Raw genomic sequence first — 25,698 nt, forward strand, 5'->3', positions numbered from 1 at the left:
AACGCAGATGACCCAGCCAGACGAGAAGTTCGCGTCCGTACCGGCGCACCTGCAGGCGGAGCTGCTGCGTCGCCTCGCCGGCGAGTCCGCGTCCGAGGAGCGGCCGATCCCGACCGTCCCCCGCGACGGCCTGCTGCCGATGTCGTCGGCGCAGGAACGGCTCTGGTTCCTGGCCGAACTGGAGCCGGACAGCGCCGAGTACAACACGCTGCGCGCCCTGCGGCTGCGCGGCGACCTCGACACCGCGGCGCTCACCGCCGCGCTCGACCGGGTCGTACGCCGGCACGAGACGCTGCGCACCACGTTCGACGCGCCGGCCGGCCGGGGCGTCCAGGTGGTGCACGAGCACACCGAGCAGAAGGTGCCGACCGTCGACGTGTCGGGGCCCGACGCGCGGACCGCGGTCGGGCACTTCCTCGCGACGGAGATGAACAAGCCCTTCGACCTGCGCCACGGGCCGCTCCTGCGGGCCACGCTGCTGCGCGTGGACGACCGCGAGCACGTGCTCGTCCTGGCCATGCACCACATCGTGTGCGACGGCTGGTCGACCGGACGGCTGCTCGGCGAGCTGGCAGCCGGCTACGAGGCGGAGACCGGCGGCGCCCCCGCGTCCCTGCCGCCTGTGCCCGTGCAGTACGCCGACTACGCCGCCTGGGAGCGCGAGCGGGCCGGCGCCCTCGACGAGCAGCTCGCCTACTGGCGCGACCGGCTCGCGGGGATGCGCACGGCCGAACTGCCCACCGACCGGCCGCGGCCGCCCGTCCGCACGCCCGCGGGCGCGACCCTGCCGGTGGAGATCCCCGCCGACGTGCTGGACCGGCTGCGCGAGCTGAGCCGCGGACAGGACGCGACGCTGTTCATGGCCCTGGTCACGGTCACCAAGGTGCTGCTGGCCCGCTACTGCGGCGAGACGGACGTGGCGGTCGGCACCGTCACCCTGGGCCGGCAGCGGCCCGAACTGGAGAACCTGATCGGCTTCTTCATCAACACCGTGGTGCTGCGCTCCCAGGTGGACGAGTCGCTGTCGTTCACGGAGCTGCTCGGCCGGGTGCGCACCGGCCTGCTGGAGGCGTTCGCCCACGACGAGGTCCCCTTCCAGCGACTCGTCGAGGCGCTGCGGCCGGACCGGGACGCGTCCCGGCCGCCGCTGGTGCAGGTGATGGTCAACCTGCAGAACATGGCCGACACGCTGCCGGCCTTCCGGGGCCTCGACGTCACCGAGATCCAGCCGCCGGTCGACGTCGCGAAGCTGGACCTCACGTTCGACTTCTACGAGGACGCCTCCTCGCTCGTCTGCTACCTGGAGTACAGCACCGACCTGTTCGACAGGGAGACCGTCGAGCGGCTCGGCGGGCACCTGGTCACCCTGCTGCGCGCGGTGGCAGAGGAGTCCGCGGCCCCGCTCGCCGGTCTGTCCATGCTGCCGGCCGACGAGCTGCGGACGCTCACCGCCGACTGGCAGGGCCCGGTCCTGGAGACACCGCCCGCGCGGACCCTCCACCGGATCTTCGACGAACAGGCGGCCCGGACGCCCGACTCCGTCGCGGTGAGCGACGGCAGCCGACGGCTCACCTTCGCCGAACTGGCCGAGTGGGCCAACCGGCTGGCGCACCACCTGGTCGCGGCCGGCGTCCGCCCGGGCGTGCTGACCGGCGTCTGCCTCGACCGCGGCGTGGACGCCATGGTCGCGCTGCTCGCCGTGCTCAAGGCCGGCGGCGCCTTCGTGCCGCTCGACCCCGAGCACCCCGCCGGGCGGCTGGCCATGATGCTGGAGGACGCCGCGACCCCGGTGCTGATCACCGACTCGTCGGTGGTGGGCGAAGGCCCCTGGACCACCGTCCGGCTCGACACCGACCAGGACGCGATCGCCCGCCGGCCCGCCACCCCGCCCACGACGGCCGCCGGGCCGGACGACCTCGCGTACGTCGTCTACACCTCCGGCTCGACCGGCCGCCCCAAGGGCGTGATGGTCAGCCACCGCAACGCCGTCCACATGATGAACGCCTGGGACGCCCGCTACGACCTGACCGGACTGCGGGGCCGCTCCCTGTCGGTGTCCAGCCTCGCCGTGGACCTGTTCCTCGGCGACTTCCTGATGTCCGCCATGTACGGCGGCGAGATGGTGATCTGCCCGGCGGAGGTGATCACCGACCCGCCCGCCCTGGCCGCCCTGATCTCCGAGGTCCGCCCCCAGCTCCTCGTGACCACCCCGTCGCTGGCCAAGGCGATCGCCCAGGAGCTGTCCTGGACCGGTGGCCGGGCGGACTCGCTGCGCGTCCTCGCGGTCGGCTCGGAGGCGTGGCTGGCCGACGACGCGGCCGCGGTCCTGGAACTGCTCTCCCCCGACGCCGTCGTCACCAACAACTACGGCGCCACGGAGACCACCGTGGACTCCACCACGTACCGGCTGCGGGCCGGCGAGCCGGTCGGCACGGCGATCGTGCCGGTCGGCCGGCCGCTGGGCAACACCCGTACGTACGTGCTCGACACCCGGCTGCGTCCCGTCCCCGTCGGCGTGCCCGGCGAGATCCACATCGGCGGCGACGGCGTGGCACAGGGCTACTGGAACCGGCCCGAGCTGACCGCGCAGCGCTTCGTCGACGACCCGTTCACCGGCGGGCGGCTCTACCGCACCGGCGACATCGGACGCTGGCGACCCGACGGCGACGTGGAGTACCTCGGCCGCGCGGACGACCAGGTCAAGGTCCGCGGCTTCCGGGTGGAGCTCGGCGAGGTCGAGGCGGCCATGCTGCGCCACCCCGGCATCGCCGCCGCGGCCGCCGCGGTACGACCCGACCCGGCCGGCCGCGACCGGCTCGTCGGATACCTGCTCGCGGACGGCGCCGCGCCCACCCTCACCGAGCTCCGCGCGTTCCTCGCGGGGATCGTCCCGGACCCGGCGATACCCTCCGCCCTCGTCGTCCTCGACGAGCTTCCGATGACCCCGAGCGGCACGCTCGACCGCAAGGCGCTGCCGACGCCGACGGCCACCGACCACGCCCCCGCGAGCCACGTACCGCCGCGCAACCGCACCGAGTCCGAGCTCGCCGCGATCTGGGCCGAGGTCCTGGGCCTCGAACCCGGCACGGTCGGCGCCGACGACAACTTCTTCGAGCTCGGCGGCGACTCGATCGTCGGACTGCAGGTCGTGTCGAAGGCACGGCGGGCGGGCCTGCGCCTGACCGCCAAGCAGATCTTCCTGTACCAGACCGTCGCCGACCTGGCCGCCGTCGTGCGGGCCTCGGACGAGCAGGCCCCGCGGACGCCCGCCACCGCGGTCGGCGACGTGCCGCTCACCCCGGTGCAGCGCTGGTACTTCGAGCAGTACCCGCGGGGTGCCGCCCACTTCAACCAGTCGATGTTCGTCGAGCTCGCCCCCGGCACCGACCCCGCCGCCCTGCGCACGGCGGTGACGGCGCTGCTCGACCACCACGACGCGCTGCGGCTGCGCGCCGCCCCCGCCGACGGCTCCTGGCGGCAGCACTGCGCGCCCGCCGAGACGGGCGAGCCGTTCCGCACGGTCGACCTGTCCGGGCTCGACCGCGAGGCCCGCGAGCGGGCGGTCCACGAGGCGGTCACGGCGGCACAGACCGGCTTCCGGCTCGACGCCGGACCCCTGCTCGGCGCGGTGCTCCTCACCGGTGCGCCCGGGCCCGACCGGCTGTTCGTCACGGCGCACCACCTCGTCGTCGACGGGGTGACCTGGCGGGTGCTGCTCTCCGACCTGGAACTCGCCCACGACCAGGCGGCGCGGGGCCTGCCGGTCGGCCTCCCGGAGAAGACCACCTCCTTCCGGGACTGGTCGAGACGGCTGACCGAGGCGGCCGGATCCGGCCGCTTCGACGGCGAACGGCCCTACTGGCGGGCCGTGGAGGCCGCGTCCGCCGCCTGCCCGCCCCTGCCGGCCGCCGGCACGGGACCCGACACCCTCGCCCACGCCCGCACGGTCGAGGCCGGTCTCGACGCGGAGCTGACCCGCGCGCTGCTGCGGGACGTGCCCGCGGCGTACCGCACCCAGGTCAACGACGTGCTGCTGACCGCGCTCGCGGCGGTGCTGACCGACTGGACCGGCGGCGACGCCGTCGCGGTCGAGCTGGAGGGCCACGGCCGCGAGAACCTCTTCGACGACGTCGACCTCTCCCGCACGGCGGGCTGGTTCACCACGCTCTTCCCGGTGGTGCTGCCCGTGTCCGGCGAGGACTGGGGCACCCGGCTCAAGGCGGTCAAGGAGACCCTGCGCGCGGTCCCCGAGGCCGGCATCGGATACGGCGCCCTGCGCTACCTGACCGAGAACGCCGGGCTCGGCGGCGGCCGTTGCCAGGTCGGATTCAACTACCACGGCCACTTCGACGTGGCGACGGGAGACGGCCTGCTGCGCGCCTGGCACCCCAGCCCGGCGCCCGACCGCGGCACCGACCTGGCCCGCCCGAACCTCCTGGAGATCACCGGGATGGTCCGCGACGGCCGGCTCGAGTTCTCCTGGGAGTACTCGGCCGCGCGGCACGACGAGGCGACGATCGCCGGCCTCGCGGAGCGGTTCACCGCGGCGCTCGCCGACATCGTGGCGCACTGCTCCGGGGCCGGCGGCTGCACCCCGTCGGACTTCCCGCTCGCCGGCCTCGACCAGGAGGGCGTCGACCGGATCGCCGGGGACGGCCGCGCGGTCGAGGACGTCTACCCGCTCACGCCCATGCAGAGCGGCCTGCTGTTCCACTCGCTCGACGCGCACGAGGACGACATCTACCTCACCCACGTCGGGCTCGTCCTCGACGGCGTCCCCGACCCCGCGCTGCTGGTCGAGGCGTGGCAGCGGGTCGTCGACCGCACGCCCGTGCTGCGCACGGCGATCGCCGACGCCGAGGGCGGCCGCCCCCTGCAGGTGGTCCACCGGGACGTCCGCGTGCCCGCCGTGATCGAGGACTGGTCGGAGCTGACCGAGGCGCAGCAGCAGGACCGCGTCCGCCTGCTGGCCGAGGCCCCGAGCGAGCCGCTGGACCTGTCGCGGCCGCCGCTGCTGCGGCTGCACCTGGCCCGGCTCTCCGCCTCCACCGTCCACCTGCGCTGCTCCTCGCACCACCTGCTCCTCGACGGATGGAGCTTCGCCGACGTGCTCGGCGAGGTCTTCGCGGAGCACGCCGCGCTCCGCGGGCGCGAGGTCGCGCCGCCGCGCCCGCGCCGTCCGTTCCGCGAGTACGTGCGCTGGCTGGCCGAGCAGGACACCGCCGCGGCGCGGGCGTACTGGACGGGGCTGCTGGCCGGGTTCTCCGCGCCGACCGCGCTGCCGTACGACCGGCCGCCGCTGCGCTCGCACCAGTCCCGCGACACCGGCCACATCGACCTCGCGCTCACGGCCGAGGAGACCGGGCGCCTGGAGGGCTTCGCCCGGGAGGCCCGGGTCACCGTCAACACCCTGATCCAGGGCGCCTGGGCCCTGCTGCTGTCCCGCTACAGCGGCGACCGGCAGGTCTGCTTCGGCACCACGGTGGGCGGCAGGCCCGCCGAGCTGCCCGGCTCCGACGACATGGTCGGCCTGTTCATCAACACCCTGCCCACCCGGCTGACCGTCTCCCCCGACCGCGAACTCCGCTCCTGGCTGCGCGAGATCCAGGAGCAGCAGGTCGACGGCCGCCGGTTCGAGTACGTCTCCCTCGCCCAGGTGCGCGGCTGGGCCGCGATCCCGGCGGGCACCGACCTCTTCGACAGCTGCGTGGTCTTCGAGAACTTCCCGTACGACGAGCACGCGGCCGGGCGGCACGGCCTGGAGGTGCGGTCGCTGGCCGGCCTGGAGACCTCGAACTTCCCCCTCACCTGTGTGGCGCACCTGGTCGACGGACTCCACCTGCGGCTCGGCTACGACCCGCGCCTGTTCGACGACGCCACCGCGGGCCGCTTCGCCGAGCACCTGCTCGGCATGCTCGACGCGATGGTGACGGCGCCCGACGCCGCCCTGCGGGACCTGCCGATGGTCCGCGGCGCCGAACGCGACCGGCTGGTCGAGGAGTTCAACGGCACCCCGTCCGGCTACCCCGACCGGTGCCTGCACGAGCTGTTCGCGGAGGTCGCGCGGGAGCACCCCGACCGGCTCGCCGTCGTCGCCGGTGACGTCCGGCTCACCTACGCCGAACTGGACGCCCGCTCCGACCTGCTCGCCCACGACCTCGTCGGCCGGGGCGTCGGCCCGGAGGTGCCGGTGGGCATCTGCCTGCCGGGCGGCGCCGAGATGATCACCGCCATGCTCGGCGTCCTCAAGGCCGGCGGCGCGTACGTGCCGCTCGACCCCGGCTATCCGTCCGAGCGCCTCACCTACCTCTTCCGCGACTCGGGCGTGCCGGTGCTGCTGACCAGCGCGGCGCTCGCGCCCGGTCTGCCGCCGACCGGCGCCCAGGTCCTCCTCGTCGACGCTCTGCGGCCGGGACCCGCCGTCGGACCGCCGCCCTCGCGCACGGTCCCGGACAACCTCGCCGTGCTCGTCTACACCTCGGGCTCGACCGGCGTCCCCAAGGCCGGCATGGTCACCCACCGCGGCCTCGTCCGCCTGGTGCGCGCCGCGGGCGGGCACACCTTCGGCGACGCCACCACGATCGCCCAGCACCATTCGATCTCGTTCGACGCCGCGCAGAACGAGCTGTGGCAGGCGCTGCTGAGCGGCGCGTGCCTGGCCGTGCGGCCGGGCGACTTCCGCTCGGTCGACGAACTCGACAAGTTCCTGCGCGACCACGAGGTGCAGGCCATGTCGTTCTCGGCGGGCTTCTTCCACGCCGTCGCCGACACCGACCCGGGAATCCTCGCGGGGCTGCGGACGGTGGTCGTCGGCGGCGAGGCGCTGTCCGCGCCGCACTGCGCACGCGTCCTCGACCGGCTGCCCGGCCTGCGGATCGTCAACGCGTACGGGCCCACCGAGTGCTCGGTGACCGCGACGTGCTTCCCGGTCGAGCGCGGCGGGCGGCCCGGACGGACCGTCCCGGTCGGCCGGCCGACCGCGGACACCCGGGTCTACCTGCTCGACCGGGACCTGCAGGTGGTGCCGGTGGGCGTGGCCGGGGAGGCGTACCTCGCCGGGGACGGCGTCTCCCGCGGTTACCGGGACCGGCCCGCGATGACCGCCGAACGCTTCCTGCCGGACCCGTTCGGGAAGCCCGGTTCCCGGATGTACCGCACCGGCGACCTGATGCGGTGGCGCCCCGACGGCACGCTGGAGTTCGTCGGCCGCACCGACGACCAGGTGAAGCTGCGCGGCTACCGCATCGAGCTCGGCGAGATCGAGCAGGCGCTCGCCGAACACCCGGACGTGGCGCGGGCGGCCGTCGTCGTCCGCGAGGACCAGCCGGGCCGCCGGCGTCTCGTCGGATACGTGGTCTCGGAGCAGGACCCGGTCGAACTGACCTCGTACCTCGCCTCCCGCCTGCCCGAGTACATGGTCCCGGCCGCGCTCGTCCGGCTGGAGCGGATCCCCCTCACCCCGCACGGCAAGGTCGACCGCCGGGCCCTGCCGGAGCCCGCGACGGCGGCGGCCGGCCGGCTCTCGGTGGAGCCCCGCACCCCCGACGAGCGCACGATGGCCGCGATCTGGGCGGAGGTGCTCGGGGTGGAGCGCGTCGGGGTCACCGACGACTTCTTCGACCTCGGCGGCGACTCGATCCTCAGCATCCAGGTCGTGTTCAAGAGCCGCCGGGCGGGACTGCAGGTCTCCTCCAGCGACCTGTTCCGCCACCCGACCGTCGAGCAGCTCGTCGCCGCGGCCGGCCGGGACCGCCGGGTCGCCGCCACCCAGCGGGCCGAGGCGGGCGAGGTGCCGCTCACCCCGATCCAGCACGAGTTCTTCGCGCGCAACACGGTCGCCCCGCACCACCTCGCCCAGTCGATCCACGTCGAGCTGGCGACGGGCGCCGACGAGACGGCGCTGCGGGCCGCCCTCGCGGCGGTCGTCGCGCACCACGACGCGCTGCGGATGCGGTACGTCCGCGACGGGCGGGGCGCCTGGTCGCAGCGGAACGCCGAGGCCGAGACCGGCGAGCTGTTCGAGCGCCACGACCTCTCGGGGCTGCCCGACGAGGAGCTGCCCCCGGTCATGGACCGGCTCGCCGCGGCGGCCGACACGGGCTTCGACCTGGCGGAAGGGCCGCTGCTGCGGGCGGTCCTGTTCGACCTCGGCCCGGACCGGCGGGCCCACCTGCACCTGACCGTGCACCACCTCGTGGTCGACGCGGTGTCGTGGCGGATCCTCAACCACGACCTGGACCTCGCCTACCGGCAGGCCCTCGGGGGCGAGGCGATCGACCTCGGGGCCAAGACCTCCTCGTTCCGGCAGTGGGCCACGAGACTCGCGGCGCACGCGGCCGACGGCGGCTTCGCGGACCAGGCCGCGCACTGGGAGGCCGTGCCCGAGGCGGTGCCGCTGCCGACCGACGGCCCCGGACCGAACGTGGTGTCGTCGCGGCGGATCACGCCGGTGCGGCTGGAGCGGGACGAGACCGAGGCGCTGCTGCGCGTGGCGCCGGGCAGGTTCCGGGCCCGGGTCAGCGACGTGCTGCTCTCCGCGCTGGCCTGGACGATGTGCCGCTGGTCCGGCGACGACCGGCTCGTGATCGAGATGGAGGGCCACGGCCGCGAGGAGATCTTCGACGACATCGACCTGTCCCGCACCGTCGGGTGGTTCACCAGCTCGTACCCCGTCGCGCTGAAGGTGCCCGGGCGCACGGACGACGAGCCCGACTGGCCCGCCGTCGTGCGGTCGGTGCGCCGCTGCCTGCGCGCCGTCCCCGGCAACGGGCTCGGCCACGGGGCGCTGCGCCACCTCGCCGGGTCCGGCACGCCGGCGGCGGAGCCCGCGCCTCCCGCGGTGTTGTTCAACTACCACAGCCAGACCGAGGAGATCACCCGCACGGCCGACCGCTCGCTGTTCCACGCCTTCCACGACCCGATCGGCCGGGAGCAGGACGACCGCGAGCGGGTCGTGCAGGCCCTGGAGGTGGTCGGCGCTGTCGAGGACGGCCGGCTCGGCTTCGACCTCTACTACTCGGTCAACCTGCACGAGCGCGGGACGATCGAGCGGGTCGGCTCCGAACTCGTGGCGGCGCTGCGGTCGATCGCCCGCCTCTGCGAGCCGGCCCTCGGGACGGAGGGCGACCGGTGAACGAGCTCCTTGCGGAGCTCGCGCTCCGGCACGGCGTGCCCGGCGCCCAGGTGGCGGTCTGGCGCGACGGCCTCCTGCACACCGCGGAGACCGGGGAGGAGGAGGCCGGTTCGGGAAGGCCGGTGACGGTGGCGACGGCGTTCCCGCTCGGATCGCTCACCAAGCCGTTCACCGCGACCCTCGCGGCCCTGCTGGTCGCCGACGGCGACGTGGACCTGGACGAACCGCTGGCGGAGCAGCTGGGCGAGCTGCGCGCGGGCCCGGAGTGCACCCTGCGGCAGGTGCTCAGCCACACCGCGGGCCTGGCGGCCAACACCGTCGAGCCGCCCGCCGGAACCAGCCGCGCCCGCTGGCTCGCCCGCCACGCGGCCGAGCCGGCCGTGCACGAACCGGGCACGGTCTTCTCCTACTCCAACCCGGGGTACGTGATCGCCGGCCGGCTGGTCGAGGAGATCACCGGCCTGGACTGGACCGAGGCCGTGGGGACGATGCTGCTGCGCCCGCTGGGGCACGATGCCGCGGCGCCGACCGCCCTGGGCCATCTCGTACGCCCGGACGCCCCGCCCCGGCCCCTCGAGGAGCAGTCCGTACCGCCGCTGGAGGACCCGGCCGCGGGACTGTGCGCCTCCGCCCGGGACCTCGCCGTGTTCGGCGCCGCGCACCTGGGCCTCGGCCCGGGCGGCGCCCTGCTCGACGCCGCGACGGCGCGGACGATGCGCGAGGACGTCACGGAGGGACTCGCCGTGGGGGCCCACGGGCTGGCGGACGGCTGGGGCGCCGGATGGGCGTGCTACGGGACCTGGTTCGGCCACGACGGAACCGGCGACGGGGCGTGGAGCCATCTGCGGGTGGACCCGTCGACGGGGACCGTGGTGGCGCTCACCGCGAACGGCAGCAGCGGGGCTCGCCTGTGGGAGTCGTTGCTCGGGCGGCTGCGCGAGACCGGCCTGGAGGTCGGCGACCGTCCTCGGGACGCGGGCGGCGCCGAGTCCGTCCCGGCACCGCCGGAGTGCGCGGGGCACTACGTCAACGGCGACTGGTCGTGCCGGGTGGAGGCCGAGGACGGCGACCTCCTGCTCTCGGTCGCCGGAGCGGCACCGGTCCGGCTCCTCGTCGGCGGGGACCTCTCCTTCCGCACGCCCTCGGAAGGCGGCCCGCGCGCGGCGATGCCGTACCTGGGGCGGTTCCTGCGCGACCCGGCGACCGGCGCCCCCGACCGCGTGCAGATCACCGGGAGGCTCTGCGTCCGGCAGGGGTAGCGCGTCCCGCCGCGGCGGGGCCCCTCTCCCGGAGGGGCCCCGCCGCTCTCGTGTCAGCGCGCCTCCAGATAGGTCAGCACGGCCCGGACCCTTCGGTGGCCGGCGTCGGTCTCGGTGAGACCGAACTTCGCGAAGATGTTGCCGATGTGCTTGTGCACGGCGTTGTCGGTGACGGACAGCTTCCCGGCCAGCGTGGCGTTGTCGTGTCCCTCCGCCATGAGCGCCAGGACCTCCCGCTCCCGGCGGGTGAGCGTGGACAGCGGCCGTGCGCGCCCGGCGAGCAACTGGGCCACCACGTCGGGGTCGAGCGCGGTGCCGCCGCCGGCCACCCGGTCGAGCGCCTCCAGGAACTCGTCGACCCGGCTGATGCGGTCCTTGAGCAGATAACCGACGCCGCCCCCGCCGCCGGAGAGCAACTCGGAGGCGTACGTCTGCTCCACGTACTGGGACAGGACCAGGACCGGCAGGCCGGGGTGGAGGCGCCGGGCCTCGATCGCGGCCCGGATCCCCTCGTCGCGGAACGAGGGCGGCAGCCGTACGTCGACGATGGTGACGGCCGGGCGGTGCCGGTCGACCGCGGCCAGGAACCCCTCGGCGGCGTCGGCGACCTCGGCCACCTCGTAACCGGCATGGGTCAGCAGCAGTTCCAGGCCGGTGGCGAGCAGGACGTTGTCCTCGGCGATGACTATCCGCACGGCAGCTCCACGGTGATCGTGGTGGGGCCGCCCGCCGGGCTGACGACCGTGACGCGGCCGTCGAGGGCCTGCGCCCGGCCGCGGAGCCCGGCCAGTCCGCTGCCGGCGTTCTCCCGCGCGCCGCCCACGCCGTTGTCGGTGACGACGACCGTCAGCACGTCCTCGACGCGCCACACCCTCAGCGCGGCCTCCGTGGCCCGGCTGTGCTTGGCCACGTTCGTCAGCGCCTCGGTGACCACGAAGTAGGCGACCGCCTCGATGGCCGCCGGGATCCGGTGCAGCTCGCCGATGTCGATCGAGACCGGGACGCCGCCCCGGGCGGCGACGGTCCGCAGGGCTCCCCGCAGCCCCCGGTCGGCGAGGATGGGCGGGTAGATGCCGCGGAGCACCTCGCGGAGCTCGACCATCGCCTCCTCGGTGACGTCGGTCGCCTCGCGCAGCATCCGGGCGACGGTGGACAGGTCGCGGTCGAGGCACTGCCGGGCGACCGCGAGCCGCATGGCCACCGCCACCAGCCGTGCCTGGGTGCCGTCGTGCAGGTCGCGCTCGATCCGCCGCAACTCGGCGCCGTGCGCCTCGATCGCGTCGATGCGGGTGCGGGTGAGCGCGGCCACGCGGTCGGCGAGCAGCCGGGTGCGCGACGGCGCCAGCACCGCGAGGGTCATGCGGGCGTAGCCCGTGGCGAGCGGCGGCAGCGCCAGGCACCCGACGGCGAACAGGACGGATCCCACCGACGGACCGGTGACGGCCTCCTGCCAGCCGGCCACCGGGATGTCCAGCACCGTCTTCGGGTGCCCCTGCGCCGGAAACGCCCATGCCAGCAGGGGAGTCGCCGCGATCACCAGCGCGTTGCCGACGCAGATGACCGTGGCGAGTCCGCAGGCGATGCCGAGCGGGACGTGCAGGGCGAGCCAGTACAGATGACGGGAGAGGTCGATGCCCTGCTCGCGGACCGGTCGGCCCAGCAGACGGCCGGCCCGCTGCCGGTGCCACTCGGCCCACGACCGCCGCATGCTCGGATGGAAGAGCGGCAGAAAGGAGAGAATGCTCATGAGCGCGGTGCCGAATTCCCCGAGGAGATAAGCAGTGGCCCGCAGCGGCGGCGACCAGGCCCGGAACATCCGAGCAGACCGCGCCCTCACGCGCATTACAGCAGGCTGTAGTTCTTTCCCTGTGGCGGAAGGTATGTGCTCTTCCGTACCGAAGGCCCTAACATGCCGGTCAGACCGAGTGTCGGGGACCAGAGGTGGGCGGAATCGACTCACTTCCGCCGGAGTGGAACGGGGACGGCGGACCGGTTGCACAACCTACCTCCCGAGCATGGAAAGAGACCACCATGACCGAACAGAGTCCGGCTCTGCAGCTATGTCATGTCGGCACGAACGGCGCCGGAGGCGCCGAATCCGGATACGTCATCGAGAATGTGTCCTTCGCGTGCGACGGCGGCACCTGGACGGCGTTGGCCGGACCGGCCGCCGCGGGCAAGACCGGCGTGCTGCGGTGCGCCGCCGGCCTGGAGCCGGTGACGGCGGGCGAGGTCCGTCTCGCCGAGGGTCTCCGTCTCGCGCACGTCGGTCTCCTGCCGGTGCCGGAGCAGGCGGAGACGATCGCCACGCTGGCCTCGGGGCTCGGTCCGATGCCGGCCGGAGCGGCGGAGGTGGTGCGGGACGCGCTGCGCCGACTGGACCTCTGGGAGGAGCGGGACACCCCCGTGCGCGAGCTGACGGAGGGCCGGCAGCGGGTGGCCGCGGTCGTGGCCGCGGTCTCCGGCGCCCCCGACGTGCTGCTCGCCGACGACCTCACCGTCGGACTTCCGCCCGCCACCGCGGAGGGGGTCCTGGACATGGTGCGCGGGCTGGTGGACCGGCAGGGGCTCTGTGTCGTGGCCTCCGCCACGGACCTGGCCTCTCTCGAACGGGCCGACGCGGTGGTGCTGCTCGCCGAGGGCCGTGTGGTCGAGACGCGGGTCATGCCGTAGCGGCGTGGCCGTCGGGACGCGGGTCATGCCTCAGCCGCGCGGCCCGGCGGTGCTCCTCGGCTCGCGCGCCCGCGGCTCGCCCGGGTGTCCCGACGGGCCGGCGGCCTCGGCGGGCAACTCCCTCTGCAGGAGCGCCAGGCCGAGCGGAGTGAGCGTGTGCGTGGCGGTGGTGCGGTTGCGGAGCGTCGTGATCAGCCCCGCCTCTCGCAGGACCGTGGCCTGCTTGCTGGCGCCGGAGAGGGAGATGCCGAGGCGGTCCGACAGATCGCCGGTGGTGCCGCTCTCGGAGAGCGCGCGCAGGGCCGCCGCGCGGGTGGATCCGACGAGGGCGGCCAGCGCCCGGTCGCCCTCGACGTCCGACTCCTCGGAGGGCGACTCCAGGTCGTTGAGGTCCAGGGGCACGGAGAAGACGAGCGCCGGCATGCTGGACTGCCGCTCGGAGCGCACGAGCACGCAGGTCTTGTCGGGGAGGAAGAGCGAGGGGCTCAGGATCAGGCCGCGCCCGTCGAGTTTGATCTCCAGGTCGGTGCTGGACGCGATGCGCAGCTCCGAGGACTCCCACGTCACCTTGGGGTGCAGCCCCGCGAGCAGGAACTCGACGCCGTTCGTGATGGCTATCCGTCCGCGCACGTCGCGCTCGATCTCCAGCCGGGCCCGTATCTGCGACCAGTAGGGCAGGATGCCCGCGCTGCAGAACAGGAAGACGATCTGGGCGAGGCGGCGGGCCCGGGCGCGCACGGCCGGCGGTACCGAATCGGCGTCGGCGCCCTCCCGCTCCAGCAGCCACAGGAGATCGGGAACCACCTGGTACTTGGACACGACCTCTCCCACGGCGGGCAGGTCGTCGCCGAGCCGCTCGCGCACGAACTTGTGCCAGCCGACACCGCCGCGCGTCCGGTCGCGTCCGAAGTGGTGGAGGGCGAAGACCGCTTCGGACACGGGTCCTAAAGTATGGACCATTCTTAACCGCTGTATGTCTTCGCTGGAAACTTTGATGCGCAACATTGCCACCCCCGAGACGCAATTTGCATGCAAGAGACCATGCGTGGGTCGCCGACGATGGCAATGATATTGATCCGTCAATGATTTGGTAGAGGGATGACTCCTCGTGATTTAGTGCCCCGGCCACGTAATTGCGATCCGTGTGACCGGCCCATCTCCCGCCGTCGCCGATTCCCGGCCCCCTCCACCCCGCTGACCGGCCCCGACCGTCTCGCGCCGCCGTTGATCATTTCGCCGAACTCCGCATGCGTCTGCCGCGCTTTTCCGTGTGTCTCGAAAACGACGGGTGCGATTCAGTCGCAGTCGGCCGAAAATTCATTGTCGGAGACCGCCGGGCCGGTCGGAGGTCATGAGTCGTGCGCCGGTGGACGACCCGTCAGTCAATAAGACGACCCGTCAGTAGATAAAACGTCAGTGGATGACCCGCGACTCCGCCGTCAGCCGCGCGTGCCGGGACTTGCGCAGATCACGGGTGATGTTCAGCCGCCGCAGCCAGCGGTCGGTGCCGTCGAACCGCGCCCGGAAGGGCTTGCGGCCGTGCACCACGCGGTAGTTGTCGATGAAGGCGATGTCGCCGGGAGCCAGGGCCACCCCGCTCATCGTGCTGTCCAGGGCCTTCCCGATCTCGTCCAGCACCCGCTGCTCGCTCTCGCCCTGCACCCCCTGCATGTAGTACGGATCCAGCCGGATGTACGGATCCTTCGGGGAGCCGAACAGAACCGCGACCGGCTCGGGGGACCGCAGGGCGCTCTCCACCCGCTCGGCGCTGCGCCTCATGAGCTCGGCCACCTCGGGATCCCCGTGGTCGCCCCCGACCTGGTTCTGCGGACGGTGCGAGTCGTCCGGAAGGATCCTGAAGCGCTCCTCCGCCAGGGCCGCCCGCGTCGCGTCGTCGAGCCGCACGTCGGCGATGTCGGCGAAGGTCGTCTCCACCCCGTCGGGGTTGCGCAGGCACATGAGCCCCAGGTAGTCGGTGCGCAGGGGGTGGAAGGCGTCCTCGGTGTGCCAGGCGAGCGTCTCCGCGCTTCCCCAGCCGATCTGACCGTGCTCGTGGGCGCGTATCGGGAAGATGTCGTGCATGACCCGCCCGTCCTGCTGGGTGGCCCAGCCGATCGGCTCGCCCAGCAGGCAGCCGATGAGCAGGAACGGGATGTCGAGGCGCAGCGTCGCGTCGGGCGCGGCCTTCTCGCGCCAGTCCGGCGGGGTGGGGCCGAGCGACAGGTCGTCGACCGGCAGCCCGGACACCACCAGCACCCCCGACGGCTCGGTCAGCCTGAAGTCGACCAGCGCCGTCCGCAGCCCGCGGGGCAACTCGTGCGCGTAGACCTGGGCGGCCCGGTGCAGGGCGGGATCCTCGATGGACGAGAAGCGTCCCGCGACCTCCGCGGTGACCTTCTCGATCGCGACGACGTCCTCGTCGCGCAGCTGGAGCTGCAGCATCTTCTTCCTCCGTTGTCGGTGGTCAGGAGTGCGCCGGCTGGGGTGCGTCGGACGGCCGGGGCAGCGCGAGGCGGCGCAGGGCCGGGCTCAGGGTGGCGCCGACGGCGACGACCGCCAGCAGCCCGGCCGCGCCGAGCATGCTCACGGCGCCGTCCCCGGTGCCGGTCGACAGCACGCCGGCCGTGACGGGGCCGGCGGTGGCGGCCAGTTCGGAACCGAGGGCGACCAGGCCGGACAGCCGCCCCCGCAGGCCGTCGGGCACGGATGCCAGCTGACAGGTGATCACGGTCGTGTTCGCGACCGGCATGGCCGTCGCGGCCACGCCCAGCAGGATGCCGAGCGGCACACCGCGCGACGCGTACGCCATGGCGACGGCGACGGCGGCGAAGACCCAGGTCGAACCGATGACCAGCGCCCCCGGCGACAGCGCCGCCGCGTGCAGACGGTCGGCGATCAGGGCGCCGACCAGACCGCCCGCGCCGAAGCAGGTCATCATCAGGCCCATCTGTCCGGGCGCGACGTGCTCCTCGCCCGACACGACGAGCACGAGCACGACCAGGGTGTGGAACGCGAGGTTGACGCCGACGATCCAGGCCATCGTCGCGCGCACGGTCCGCATGCGCAGCAGCGGCCCGAACCCGCCGGGCCGCGGCGCGGCGGCGGTCGCACCCCCTTCGCCGGCCGGGGGCCCGGCGGCGCGGCGCGGCAGGTGCAGGGCGGCCAGTGCCGTGAACGACACGGCGAGGACGGACGTGTTCAGCGCGAACGGCAGGACCTCGTGCAGCCCGAACGCGAAGCCGGCCAGCGCCGGACCGACCAGCAGCGCGGCGAACGGCCGGGCCGCGTTGCGCGCCAGTGCCCGCGGCAGCATGTCCTCCGGCACGACCTGGGGGAGGGCCGCGTTCTCGGCCGGCACGAAGACACCGGCGGCCGCGCCCTCGACGACGGCCACGAGCAGGATCTGCCACAGCGGGCAGTCGCCCAGCAGGAGGGCGACGGCGACGCTGAGCATCGCCGCCGTACGGACGCCCTGGGTCGCCACCATCACCCGCTTGCGGTCCACGCGGTCGGCCAGCACCCCGGCGGGCAGGCTGACCAGGGTGCGGGCACCGGCGAGCACCGCGGCGACACCGGCGACCGCGGCCGCCGAGCCCCCGTGGGCCAGCACCAGCAGCGGAAAGGCGATGTAGGCGATCTCGCCGGCCAGCTCGGACAGGAGCATGCCGGACCAGAGGACGCGGTAGTTCCGGTTGCGCGGCAGGGGTGGGTTCATGCCGTGCCTTCCGTGTGTGACGGCAGCCGACGCCACCGAGTCTTCCGGCGGCGGGGCGGCCCCCGCCATCAAGTTGACCCGTGGACGAAACTCCCAGGCCAATCGCCTCCCGCCCCGGACGCGGGCCGCGGCCTGCGCAATGTCGGCACGGTTCAAGTTCGTTGAGGACACCGGTGGGCGCGCCGATATTGGAGGGCTGAGTCGTGTCCGGCCCTCCGACACGGCAGCGAGCCCTGACGGAACGGAGTCCCCGATGACTTTCGTGAAAGCGACCGCGCCCTCGGACCAGGAGGCGTCCACGCCGCCGCCGGAGGAGACGGGGCTCGCTCCCGTGCCGTGGCGGCCGGTGTCCCTGACCGCCGCCGCGATGACGGTGTGCCTGCTGGTGCTGGCCACCCGGCACGGCTACCACGTGGACGAGCTCTACACCCGGGCGGCCAGCCGCCATCTTGCGTGGGGCTACATCGACCAGCCGCCGCTCGTCGCGCTCGTCGCCAAGGCCGAGATGGCGGTCTTCGGGGACAACCTCCTCGGCTTCCGCGTGGTGCCGGCGCTGCTGGCCTCGCTGGCCGTGCTGCTCGCCCCGCTGATCGCCCGCGAGCTGGGCGGCGGCTCCCGGGCGCAGACACTCGCGGGGCTGATGGCGTTCGCCTCGGGCCTGGTCATGTACACCGGCCACATCATGGGCACGAACAACTGGGACGAGCTGTCCTGGATCACGGTGACCTGGCTGCTGATCCGGATGGTGCGCACCCGTGACACCCGGCTGTGGTGGGCGATCGGCGTCGTGGTCGGCGTCGGCCTGACCGCGAAGTACCTGCTGGTCCTCCTGCTGCTCTGCCTCGGGGCCGGTCTGCTGGTGTTCGGGCCGCGACGGGTCTTCCGCACCTGGCGCTTCCCGGCCGCGGTCGGCGTGGCCGTGGTGATCGCCTCGCCGGTGCTGATCTGGCAGATCACGCACGGCCTGCCGCAGCTGGAGATGAGCGCCGCGCTGTCCAAGGCGCTGGAGAGCCTGTCCCGCAGCACCTTCCTCCCGATGCAGCTCCTCCTCATCGGCTTCTTCCTCAACCCGGTGTGGATCGCCGGACTGGTCGCGCTGCTGCGCCGCCCCGAGTGGCGCGCCTACCGGTTCGTCGGCTGGTCGTATCCGCTGATGGTGGTCGTGCTGCTGGTCGTCGGCGGGCAGGGCGCCTACACCACCGCGCTGCAGTACGTGCTCCTCGCCGCGGGCGCCGTGGTCGTCGACCGGTGGGCCCGCGACGCCAAGCGGCTCGGGGCGATCGGCGGACTGACCGCGCTCAACGCCCTGAGCAGCGCGATCCTGCTGCTGCCGACGCTCCCGATCAACGTGTACGCGGGGAATCCCGTCCTCAGCGGCATGGCGATCGTCCAGTTCGACCAGGTCGGCTGGCCCGAGATGACCCGGCAGGTGGGCGCCGTCTACCGCTCGCTGCCGGCGGACGAGCAGGCGCACACCGTCATCTACGGCAACCACTACGGCCAGGCGGGCGCGATCGACAAGTGGGGGCCGGAGTACGGGCTGCCGAAGGCGTACAGCGGCCACAACTCGTACGCCGACTTCGGCGTGCCCGGCGAGGACAAGACGACCGTCATCGCCATCGGCGTCGACCCGAAGCGGTTCGGCACGCTCTTCGCCTCGTGCGAGCCGCGCGGCGCGTACGAGAGCGACCTCCCGGTCTCCGACGACGGCCAGGGGTTCCTGGTGTGCCGCGGCCCGCTGCAGCCCTGGCCGCGACTGTGGGAGCAGTTGCGCTGGATCGGCTTCCAGTGCCCGTACACGGCCGAGGCGATCACGGCCGAGAGCACCAAGGGGTGCGACTGAGCCCGGAGGGACGACGGGTGACGGAACGGGGGCGGCCTCGACGCGAGGCGACGGCCGGCCCGACCGCCTCCGGGGCCCCGGCCGTCACCGCCCCCCTTCCCCCGGCTCGTCGAGAGCGACCACGAGCGTGCAGTCCGCGGCGAGCCTCAGCACGTCCCCGTCCCGGAGGGGCGTGCGCACACCGGCGCCGACCGGACCGCCGTTCACGAAGGTGCCGTTGGTGGAGTGCTCGTCCCGCACCCAGGCGGTGCCGTCCGGTTCCAGGCCGACGGTCGCGTGCCGACGGGAGACGTTGTCGTGGCGGGCCAGCAGGCCGCGCGTCGTGCGGGCTGCCGGGTCCCGGCCGAGGAGCAGGGTGCCGCCCGGCGCCACGGTGCGCTCCACCGCGCCGAACCGGATCCGCAGGACGGCGGCGGGGAGGTCGCGGCGGGTCGCCCGCGCGTCCACGGCGGCGGCACGGGACGGCCGCACCTCGCCCAGCAACCGCTGGCAGGCCACGCACACCTGATTGGTCGGCACGGGAACCGGGGCCCCGCAGTGCGGGCAGACCAGGGGCCCCTCCTCCTGCTCCTCCCCGGCCGGATCGCCCTCGTCCGCCGGCCCCGGGGCCCCCGCCCCGGGCAGCGGGTGACGGGCGACGACGGGACGGCTGAGGTTGCCGGAGCACCCCCGGCAGACGAGGTCGTCCTCCTCCGCCGCCAGGTCACAGATCGAGCAGATCAGCTGCGCCACGACACTTCTTCCATGGTGATGCCGGCCGATCGGAGCCGGGCGCTCAGGCGGTCCATGTCGCCCCGGCGGGGGACGCCGATGAACCAGACGCGGCCGTCGGCCACCGCGACCTGCATGGGCGGCGATCCGGCCGGGCCGGTTCCCTCGTACCGCTCCCGCCCGAGATCGGTCAGCGCGGTCAGCCGTTGGTTGCTCGAACCCCTCCACCGCAGGCCGGGGGTGTTGAGGCGCTCGACGTACGGACCGGTGAGCACCGCGTCGCACCGGTCGAGCAGCGCGGAGTGCTCCTTCCGCAGCCGGGCGAGGGAGTATCCGCTGTAGACGAGCACGTCCAGCGGCGCGGACCGCTCGCGGCGCAGGACCCGGATCCGGTCCAGGAGCGCGGCGAGCGCCTCCGGCTGCTGGAACGGCTCTCCCCCCGAGACCGTGATCCCGTCGAGCGGATCGGGCAGGCCGGCGAGCCAGGACCCGACCGCCGCGACGTCCACGAGCGTGCCGGGGTCGGCCGCCCAGGTGTCCTGCGAGACGCACCCGGCACAGCCGATCGTGCAGCCCTGCGTCCAGATGCCCGCCCGGGTCCCGGGGCCCAGCGAGGTCACCGGATAGTGCGCCTTGTTCAGCATCAGCCCGACGGGGCGGGGGGAGGCGGGGGAGGCCGTCATGCCAGCTCCACGGAGACGATGTCGCCCTCGCGCCGCAGACCGGTCACCCGGACGTGCGCACCCGCTGCCGGGTCGCGGTCGAACAGGGCCCGGGCGAGGGGATTGACGAACTGCGATTCCAGGGCCGTGCCGATGCCCCGGCCGCCCATGGGGAGGTTGCCGGTGCAGCGCTTCCGCAGCTCGGCCCGGGCCTCGGGGGCGACGTCCAGGACGATGCCCTGCTCCTCGTGGACCCGGGAGACGATGTTGTCGAGCTGGAGGTCGAAGATGCGGGCGGCCGCCTCGGGACCGATGAAGTCGAAGACCACGATGTTGTCCCCGAAGCGGTTGAGCAGCTCCGGCCGGCCGAGGACCCGGGTGAAGTGGTCGCTGATCGCCGCCTTCACGCGCTCCTCGATCTCCCCGTACGGCATGCCGGGGTGGACATGGGGCACGAGCCGCCCACCGCCGTCCTCCACGCTCATGCCGAGGTTGGAGGTGAACACGAGGACGGACTCGGAGAAGTGCACCGTCGAGCCGCGTCCGTCCGTCAGCCGGCCGTCCTCCAGGATCTGCAGGAACTTGTCCAGGATCCGCGGGTGCGCCTTCTCGATCTCGTCGAAGAGGATGACCCGGAACGGCTGTTGGCGCACCGCGTTGGTCAGTTCGCCGCCGGCCTCGAAGCCGACGTATCCCGGCGGCGCCCCGATCAGCCGGTCCCCGGCGTGCTCCGAGGAGAACTCGCTCATGTCGAAGCGCAGGTACGCGGACTCGTCCGCGAAGATCAACGACGAGACGGCCTTGGCCAGTTCCGTCTTGCCCACGCCCGTGGGACCGGCGAAGAACAGCACGCCGCGCGGCCGGTCCGAGGACCTGGACTGCTGCGCGCCGGACAGTCCGAGGGCCGCCCGCTTCAGGATGTCGAGGGTCTTGGTGACGGCCTGCGGCTGTCCGACGACGCGCCGCGGGATCGAATGCTGCCCGTCCGTGACCCGCTTGCGGAGGTACTCCCGCTTCCAGGGGTTGTCCATGACGCCGAGCTTGTAGATGCGGATCGCGTCCGGAAGCTCCGTCATCGTCAGGCCGCGGTCCCGGGCCAGCCGGGTGACCTCGATCATCGCCTGCAGGGTGAGCCCGTCCGTCTGGGCCGCGAACGCCTCGCACGCCTGGGCCGCCCGCGCGTCCGCGTCGAGGTCCGTGACGCCGAAGGGCTTCATCAGCAGGCGCGCGGTGGTCTGACGGTCACCCAGGTCCGGGACGGGCAGCCCGATGGACCGGATCTGGTCGTTGCCCGAGGTGAGCCAGGCCGGCAGATCGCCCTCCCGGTCCGCCAGCCAGATCACCGGGTTGTACAGCGGGGTCGTACGGCCGTCCGGCGCGCCCACCGGGACGGCGAGCCGGGAGAGCCTGGCGCAGAACCTGAAGAAGTCCCGCTCGTTCGGCTCCAGTTCGGTCGCGCCGCGCGCGATGCGGGAGGCGTCGTCGATTGCCAGCGCCGCCCGGATCCGCGGTGCGGGGCGGGCCAGTTCGGCCATCAGCGTCCGCAGCGTCTCCAGCGAGGGGAGCGTCCCCGGCCGTGGAAGCCGGGGGAGCAGCCGGGCCGCGGCCGCCTCCGCCCGCTCGGTCTCCTCGGCCGTGGCGGTGGCCGGCAGGTGCACCCTCAGGCCGTCCACGGGGTCGTGCACGAGCAGGCACGCGTAGCCGCTCGCGCGGAGCGTCTCCCAGAGCAGGTCCGGCAGGGACAGCAGACGCGGGCGCGCGCCGCCCGGCTCCCGGACGAGGAAGCTGTCATGGCGGTTCCCCCACAGCACGAACTGCGAGTGGACGGGCAGGGTGGCCTCGAACTCCCTGATGAACGGCGGTCCCGCGGTCGGCGGGACGCTCCCGGGTGCGCGCGTGCCCTCGGCGGACAAAGATCGCCTCCTCCTGTCACCGGCTCATGGTCCACAACCTGTCGTCACCCAGGGGGTGCCGTGTCGATCGGGCCGGGCTCGCGGCGCCCGGACCGATGGGCACGACACCTCCTGGGGGGCGGGGTCACCGCTCGCGCTCCCGGGGCCTGGGCCGGGCCCGGGAGCCCGGCGCCGTCGGGGCGACCACCAGGGGCACGGGAACCTGTCCGGGCGGAACCGCGACCTGGACGTCCGTCCTCAGCCCCGCCCGGGCGAGGCGGCCGCGCAGTTCGTGGAAGTCACGGCACCACTGCTCCTCGCGCTCGACGTCGACGTGCGCGTCGTCGTCGCCGCGTCCGGCGGCGGTGCGCACCACGGCGGTGCGCAGCTGACCGCCCTGCCGGTCGACGGCCAGGTTGACCGCGTGCTCGGGCCATTCGCTCCGGGACAGGCGCAGGACGCCGTCGGCGACGGTGAGCGTCTCGAACCCTTCGCCGACGTGGTAGCCGAGGTCGACGAGGGCGTCGGTCACCGTGTTGACCACGTACCGCTGTTCGGCCTCCGCCTCGGCCGCGGCCCGGCAGTCGGCCGCCCTCCTGCGCAGCGACTCGTCGAGCCCACGGTGGCCGGAGACGACCTCCGTCAGCAGGGCCCGTACGGAGTCCGCTTCCGTCTCCCCGGTGCTCTCCAGGTCCTCCAGGTCGTGGAGGAGCTCGATCGCTTCGCCGGCCTCGTGCCGCGCGGCCTCCGCGGCCGCGTTGGCGTGCTGGACCCGGAGCCTCGTCTCGGTCAGCCAGGTGCGTGCCTCGTCGAGGGAGGCCGCCCCGGCCACCCGCGCCGCGGCCGCCCGGGCGGCCGCGCGATGCTCCTCGCGGCAGTCGGGGAGGAGGCGCGAGAGGACCCGGGCCAGGGCCCCTCCGACGTCCTCGCGCGCGGCCTCGTCGCCGTCGGGGTCGCCGGCGCCGGAGGGCTCCGCGGAGGACGCCCCCGGGCGGTCCGCGAACAACTCGGCGGCGTCGACCGGGCGGTGCCCGGCGGCGTGTCCGCTCATGTCGGCGAACAGTTCCGTCGCGAGGGCGCGAGCGGCCCGTTCCCGCAGCTCCCGCTCCGCGGCGGCCAGCGCGGCGTCGGTCTCGGCGCACCAGGATTCCAGCCGGGACGTGGGCTGCGTCCCGAGGAGGAGCGGCTCGGGAACGCGCACGGAGACGGCGGGCCCGTACTGCTTCCCGAGGTCCTCCCGGGCCAGGGAGAGCGCCGTGATCCGGGCGTTGCGCGCCTTCACCCCGCGCACGGCCGCGTCCCGGGCGGCCGCCGCCAGGAGGGCCGCCTCGCGGGCGGCCTCCTGACGGCGCCGCGTGGCCTCGCGCACCGCCGCGTCGCGCGCGGCCGCGCGCAGCTCGGCGGCGGTGAAGGACTGGTCGAGCTGGTACGTCGTACATTTGGGCCCGCTCATCGCTCCCCCAGAACCTGTGTCCGCTGTGACTGGTGTGCCGTGCGCCAATCCCGGTACCGGGCGAACGTCCAGAGCCCGTACCCCGCCCCGACCAGGAGGGGGACCGGTGACCACGCGCGCAGGGTGACGATCGCCCAGATCGCGGTGCCGAGCGCCAGGTAGAGGAGGCAGCCCCCGCCGCAGGCGATCGTGCTCTTCCGCATGGGCTGCAGTTGTGTCGCCAGCGCTCCCTGCCGGTCGGGCAGCCGACGGCGGAGGCCGGCGAGGCGGGACCGGAGCGACCACCCCGGGTGGTAGTCCCCGCCGAGCCCCGCCGCCAGCGCCAGCTCGCAGGCGAGCGGAATCCCGCAGGTCACCGTCGCGGCGGGGACGAACCGTCCCAGGAACTCCCCGTCGCCGATCAGGGCTCCCACGACCAGCGGAAGACCGACCGGCAGGGCGAACAGCAGGGCCACCGCGCCGAGCGCGCGCAGCACGGCCTCTCCGGTGCCGGACCGCCGGTGCTCCTCGGAATCCCGCCACTCGTGCCGGTGGGCCGTCTCCGCGGCCGCGTGGGCGCGGCGCAGCTCCTCCAGACGGCGGGCCTCGGCGACGGCGGCCGGCAGGGCGCGGGTGGCCGCCAGATGGCGGACGGGGTCCCCGCCGTCGGCCAGCAGCGCGTCGAACCAGCCGGTCCTGCCCCGGACGGACTCCGCGGCGGACTCGATCCGCCGGCGTAACGCCCGGGCCCACTCCGGGGCCACCGCGACGGCCAGGGCCTCCACCCGGATCTCGGAGTCCACGAGCTCCCTCCGGACCCTGGTCGGCAGCGCGGTCGACTTCCGCAGCTCGTCCCACCGGGCGTTCAGGTCGCGCCACCGCCGGTCGACGTCGGCGAGCTGCCCGGCGCCCTCGCCGAACGTCGCGAGGACGGCGAGCAGGTCGCCCGTGTACAGCTCGTCGACGAGCTCTCGCGCGGTCCGGCGCCCGTCGTCGTCGTGGGGGGACGAGGCCTGCTCGGCGAGCGCGAGCAGGTCCTCGGGAAGCATGCGCCTGCCGCGGTAGACGGGCGGCATCGTCGGATCGAGCCAGTGCAGCAGCCGCAGCACCTTCACGTCCGGGGCGTCGGCTCCGGGGAGGTGGACGTCGACCAGGTCCACCAGGTCTTCGAGGTCGTCGTCCTCGGGGTCCTCGAACTGCGCCAGCCAGTTGCGCAGTTGGCGCCAGCCCTGGCTGGGGTCGTCCCGGTCTCCCATGGAGACGAAGAACCGGCGCGCGGCGGTCTCCCAGTCCGCTGCCAGGGCCCGGGCCAGTGCCGCCCTCTCCGTGTGCTTCACGCCCTTGAACTGCAGGGGCCCGCGGCCGGCGGCGCTCGTCGGCCGAACCCCGGGAGGGGACGGCTCCTCCGGCAGCTCCGGGGTCTCGCCCCCGATCCACCCGCGGACCTCGGAAGCGCCCCATCGGCGTCCCGGGTCCCGGACCAGCAGCCCGCCGCACAGCAGTCGCACCCGCTCGTCCGGCACGTCCGACACGTCGACCGGCCGCGTCGCCAGATGATGCCGGACCGCCTGCTCCGACAGGCCTTCGAACGGCGGCCGGCCGGTCGCCAGTTGACGGGCGATCGCCCCTACGGCCCACCAGTCCTGGGAGCCGGAGACCTCCGCGCCGAACACGTACTCCGGGGCCGAATACGCCAGCGTCCCGAAGACGCGCTGCGTGAACCGGGACGTCGCGTCCAGCGACTTGCTGACGCCGAAGTCGGCCAGCGCCAACTCCAGCGGCTCCCGGCGGCGGAGGAGCACGTTCGACGGCTTCAGGTCGCCGTGCACGATCCCCGCGCCGTGCAGATGGGCCACGGCCGCCGCCAGTTGGGAGACGACGTCGGACAGGACGTCCGGCGACACCGGGGCCCCGGCCCCGACCAGGTCCTCCAGCGACCCCCCGGAGAGGTACTCCGACACCTCGAAGTCACGCCCGTCCGAGAAGCCCGTCTCGATCACGCGCGCCACGTGGCTGCTCTCCAGCCCCCGCAAGCGCTCCCAGACCTCCGGCGCGACCCGGACCCCGCGGCGGTACACCTTCGCGACGCACTCGTTCCCCGCGGCGTCGCGGACGAGCAGCACATCGGCCTCACGGCCCTGGTGCGGTAACTCCCGGACCACCGTGAACCGTTCGGCCAGCGCCGAGGGTAATCGCAGCAGGGCCCCGGGCTCCCCGCCGCCGTCCCGGAGCGTCACGGCGGCATCGGGCACCCCTTCGCCGGAACCCGCGTCGTCACGTCGCGTCACATCGGCTGCCGAAGTCCACTCTTCCAAACCGTCACCCCCCGCGGCGGGATTCTATCCGGCCGGGTCTTGCTTCCAGGTGACCAAAGAGGG

The 25,698-nt window shown here is 73.9% G+C and carries 14 protein-coding genes; 4 read left to right on the forward strand and 10 right to left on the reverse strand.

Translation table 11 applies throughout. The annotated features are described in order from the left end of the window. Nucleotides 1-7 precede the first annotated feature (7 nt). On the forward strand, nt 8-9,133 hold the full coding sequence (locus ACFYUZ_RS30780; RefSeq protein ID WP_389314716.1) for an amino acid adenylation domain-containing protein: 9,126 nt from the start codon (nt 8-10) through the stop codon (nt 9,131-9,133). Further along, entirely contained in the window at nt 9,130-10,392 is a 1,263-nt protein-coding gene (locus tag ACFYUZ_RS30785; RefSeq protein ID WP_389314717.1) for a serine hydrolase domain-containing protein, read from the forward strand. The genes ACFYUZ_RS30780 and ACFYUZ_RS30785 overlap by 4 nt, the downstream gene beginning before the upstream one ends. A gap of 53 nt (nt 10,393-10,445) precedes the next feature. On the opposite strand, the gene ACFYUZ_RS30790 is transcribed toward ACFYUZ_RS30785, so the two are convergent. Both ACFYUZ_RS30790 and ACFYUZ_RS30795 read right to left on the reverse strand, forming a co-directional pair. Beyond that, nucleotides 10,446-11,087: a response regulator gene (locus ACFYUZ_RS30790; RefSeq protein WP_389314719.1), complete on the reverse strand. Its 642-nt coding sequence runs from the start codon at nt 11,085-11,087 to the stop codon at nt 10,446-10,448. Continuing rightward, complete coding sequence (locus tag ACFYUZ_RS30795; protein ID WP_389314721.1) at nt 11,078-12,100, reverse strand: histidine kinase; 1,023 nt, start codon at nt 12,098-12,100, stop codon at nt 11,078-11,080. Before ACFYUZ_RS30795 ends, ACFYUZ_RS30790 begins: the two co-directional genes overlap by 10 nt. Nucleotides 12,101-12,423: 323 nt before the next feature. Here ACFYUZ_RS30795 and ACFYUZ_RS30800 point away from each other — a divergent pair, with 323 nt between their 5' ends. Beyond that, nucleotides 12,424-13,065 carry an ATP-binding cassette domain-containing protein gene (locus tag ACFYUZ_RS30800; RefSeq protein WP_389314723.1) on the forward strand — a complete coding sequence of 214 codons (642 nt, stop codon included), beginning with the start codon at nt 12,424-12,426 and terminating at the stop codon, nt 13,063-13,065. A gap of 30 nt (nt 13,066-13,095) precedes the next feature. Here ACFYUZ_RS30800 and ACFYUZ_RS30805 read toward each other — a convergent pair whose 3' ends face one another. From ACFYUZ_RS30805 to ACFYUZ_RS30815, 3 genes are all read right to left on the reverse strand, one after another. Further along, nucleotides 13,096-14,004 (reverse strand): ArsR/SmtB family transcription factor, encoded by a 909-nt coding sequence (locus ACFYUZ_RS30805; protein ID WP_389314725.1) that lies wholly within the window; start codon nt 14,002-14,004, stop codon nt 13,096-13,098. A 474-nt stretch (nt 14,005-14,478) separates the two neighbouring features. Next, nucleotides 14,479-15,507 carry a guanitoxin biosynthesis L-enduracididine beta-hydroxylase GntD gene (gene gntD / locus ACFYUZ_RS30810; RefSeq protein ID WP_389314726.1) on the reverse strand — a complete coding sequence of 343 codons (1,029 nt, stop codon included), beginning with the start codon at nt 15,505-15,507 and terminating at the stop codon, nt 14,479-14,481. A 22-nt stretch (nt 15,508-15,529) separates the two neighbouring features. Beyond that, nucleotides 15,530-16,780 carry an MFS transporter gene (locus tag ACFYUZ_RS30815; RefSeq protein ID WP_389314727.1) on the reverse strand — a complete coding sequence of 417 codons (1,251 nt, stop codon included), beginning with the start codon at nt 16,778-16,780 and terminating at the stop codon, nt 15,530-15,532. Nucleotides 16,781-17,033: 253 nt separating this feature from the next. Between ACFYUZ_RS30815 and ACFYUZ_RS30820 the strand changes: the two genes are divergently transcribed. Beyond that, nucleotides 17,034-18,623, forward strand: coding sequence for a glycosyltransferase family 39 protein (locus ACFYUZ_RS30820; protein WP_389314729.1), 1,590 nt, complete (start codon nt 17,034-17,036; stop codon nt 18,621-18,623). Nucleotides 18,624-18,707: 84 nt separating this feature from the next. Here the strand turns inward: ACFYUZ_RS30820 and ACFYUZ_RS30825 are convergent, their stop codons facing one another. The 5 genes from ACFYUZ_RS30825 to ACFYUZ_RS30845 form a co-directional block, all read right to left on the reverse strand. Beyond that, nucleotides 18,708-19,355: an FHA domain-containing protein gene (locus ACFYUZ_RS30825; RefSeq protein WP_389314730.1), complete on the reverse strand. Its 648-nt coding sequence runs from the start codon at nt 19,353-19,355 to the stop codon at nt 18,708-18,710. Then, nucleotides 19,343-20,017 carry a 4Fe-4S single cluster domain-containing protein gene (locus ACFYUZ_RS30830; protein WP_389314732.1) on the reverse strand — a complete coding sequence of 225 codons (675 nt, stop codon included), beginning with the start codon at nt 20,015-20,017 and terminating at the stop codon, nt 19,343-19,345. Before ACFYUZ_RS30830 ends, ACFYUZ_RS30825 begins: the two co-directional genes overlap by 13 nt. Beyond that, nucleotides 20,014-21,909: an AAA family ATPase gene (locus tag ACFYUZ_RS30835; RefSeq protein WP_389314734.1), complete on the reverse strand. Its 1,896-nt coding sequence runs from the start codon at nt 21,907-21,909 to the stop codon at nt 20,014-20,016. The genes ACFYUZ_RS30830 and ACFYUZ_RS30835 overlap by 4 nt, the downstream gene beginning before the upstream one ends. 124 nt (nt 21,910-22,033) lie before the next feature. Further along, nucleotides 22,034-23,341 carry a hypothetical protein gene (locus ACFYUZ_RS30840; RefSeq protein WP_389314736.1) on the reverse strand — a complete coding sequence of 436 codons (1,308 nt, stop codon included), beginning with the start codon at nt 23,339-23,341 and terminating at the stop codon, nt 22,034-22,036. Next, nucleotides 23,338-25,557: a protein kinase gene (locus ACFYUZ_RS30845; protein WP_389314738.1), complete on the reverse strand. Its 2,220-nt coding sequence runs from the start codon at nt 25,555-25,557 to the stop codon at nt 23,338-23,340. The genes ACFYUZ_RS30840 and ACFYUZ_RS30845 overlap by 4 nt, the downstream gene beginning before the upstream one ends. Between the last annotated feature and the right edge of the window lie 141 nt (nt 25,558-25,698).

Origin of the sequence: Streptomyces sp. NPDC004266 (genome assembly GCF_042874095.1) — a bacterium.
Classification (GTDB): domain Bacteria; phylum Actinomycetota; class Actinomycetes; order Streptomycetales; family Streptomycetaceae; genus Streptomyces.

What these genes read in the sequence shown, in the direction of transcription:
- ACFYUZ_RS30830 (WP_389314732.1), bottom strand. Translation starts at nt 20,017, where the DNA reads ATGACGGCCTCCCCCGCCTCCCCCCGCCCCGTCGGGCTGATGCTGAAC.
- ACFYUZ_RS30815 (WP_389314727.1), bottom strand. Translation starts at nt 16,780, where the DNA reads ATGAACCCACCCCTGCCGCGCAACCGGAACTACCGCGTCCTCTGGTCC.
- ACFYUZ_RS30780 (WP_389314716.1), top strand. Translation starts at nt 8, where the DNA reads ATGACCCAGCCAGACGAGAAGTTCGCGTCCGTACCGGCGCACCTGCAG.
- ACFYUZ_RS30800 (WP_389314723.1), top strand. Translation starts at nt 12,424, where the DNA reads ATGACCGAACAGAGTCCGGCTCTGCAGCTATGTCATGTCGGCACGAAC.
- ACFYUZ_RS30820 (WP_389314729.1), top strand. Translation starts at nt 17,034, where the DNA reads ATGACTTTCGTGAAAGCGACCGCGCCCTCGGACCAGGAGGCGTCCACG.
- gntD (WP_389314726.1), bottom strand. Translation starts at nt 15,507, where the DNA reads ATGCTGCAGCTCCAGCTGCGCGACGAGGACGTCGTCGCGATCGAGAAG.
- ACFYUZ_RS30840 (WP_389314736.1), bottom strand. Translation starts at nt 23,341, where the DNA reads ATGAGCGGGCCCAAATGTACGACGTACCAGCTCGACCAGTCCTTCACC.
- ACFYUZ_RS30795 (WP_389314721.1), bottom strand. Translation starts at nt 12,100, where the DNA reads ATGCGGCGGTCGTGGGCCGAGTGGCACCGGCAGCGGGCCGGCCGTCTG.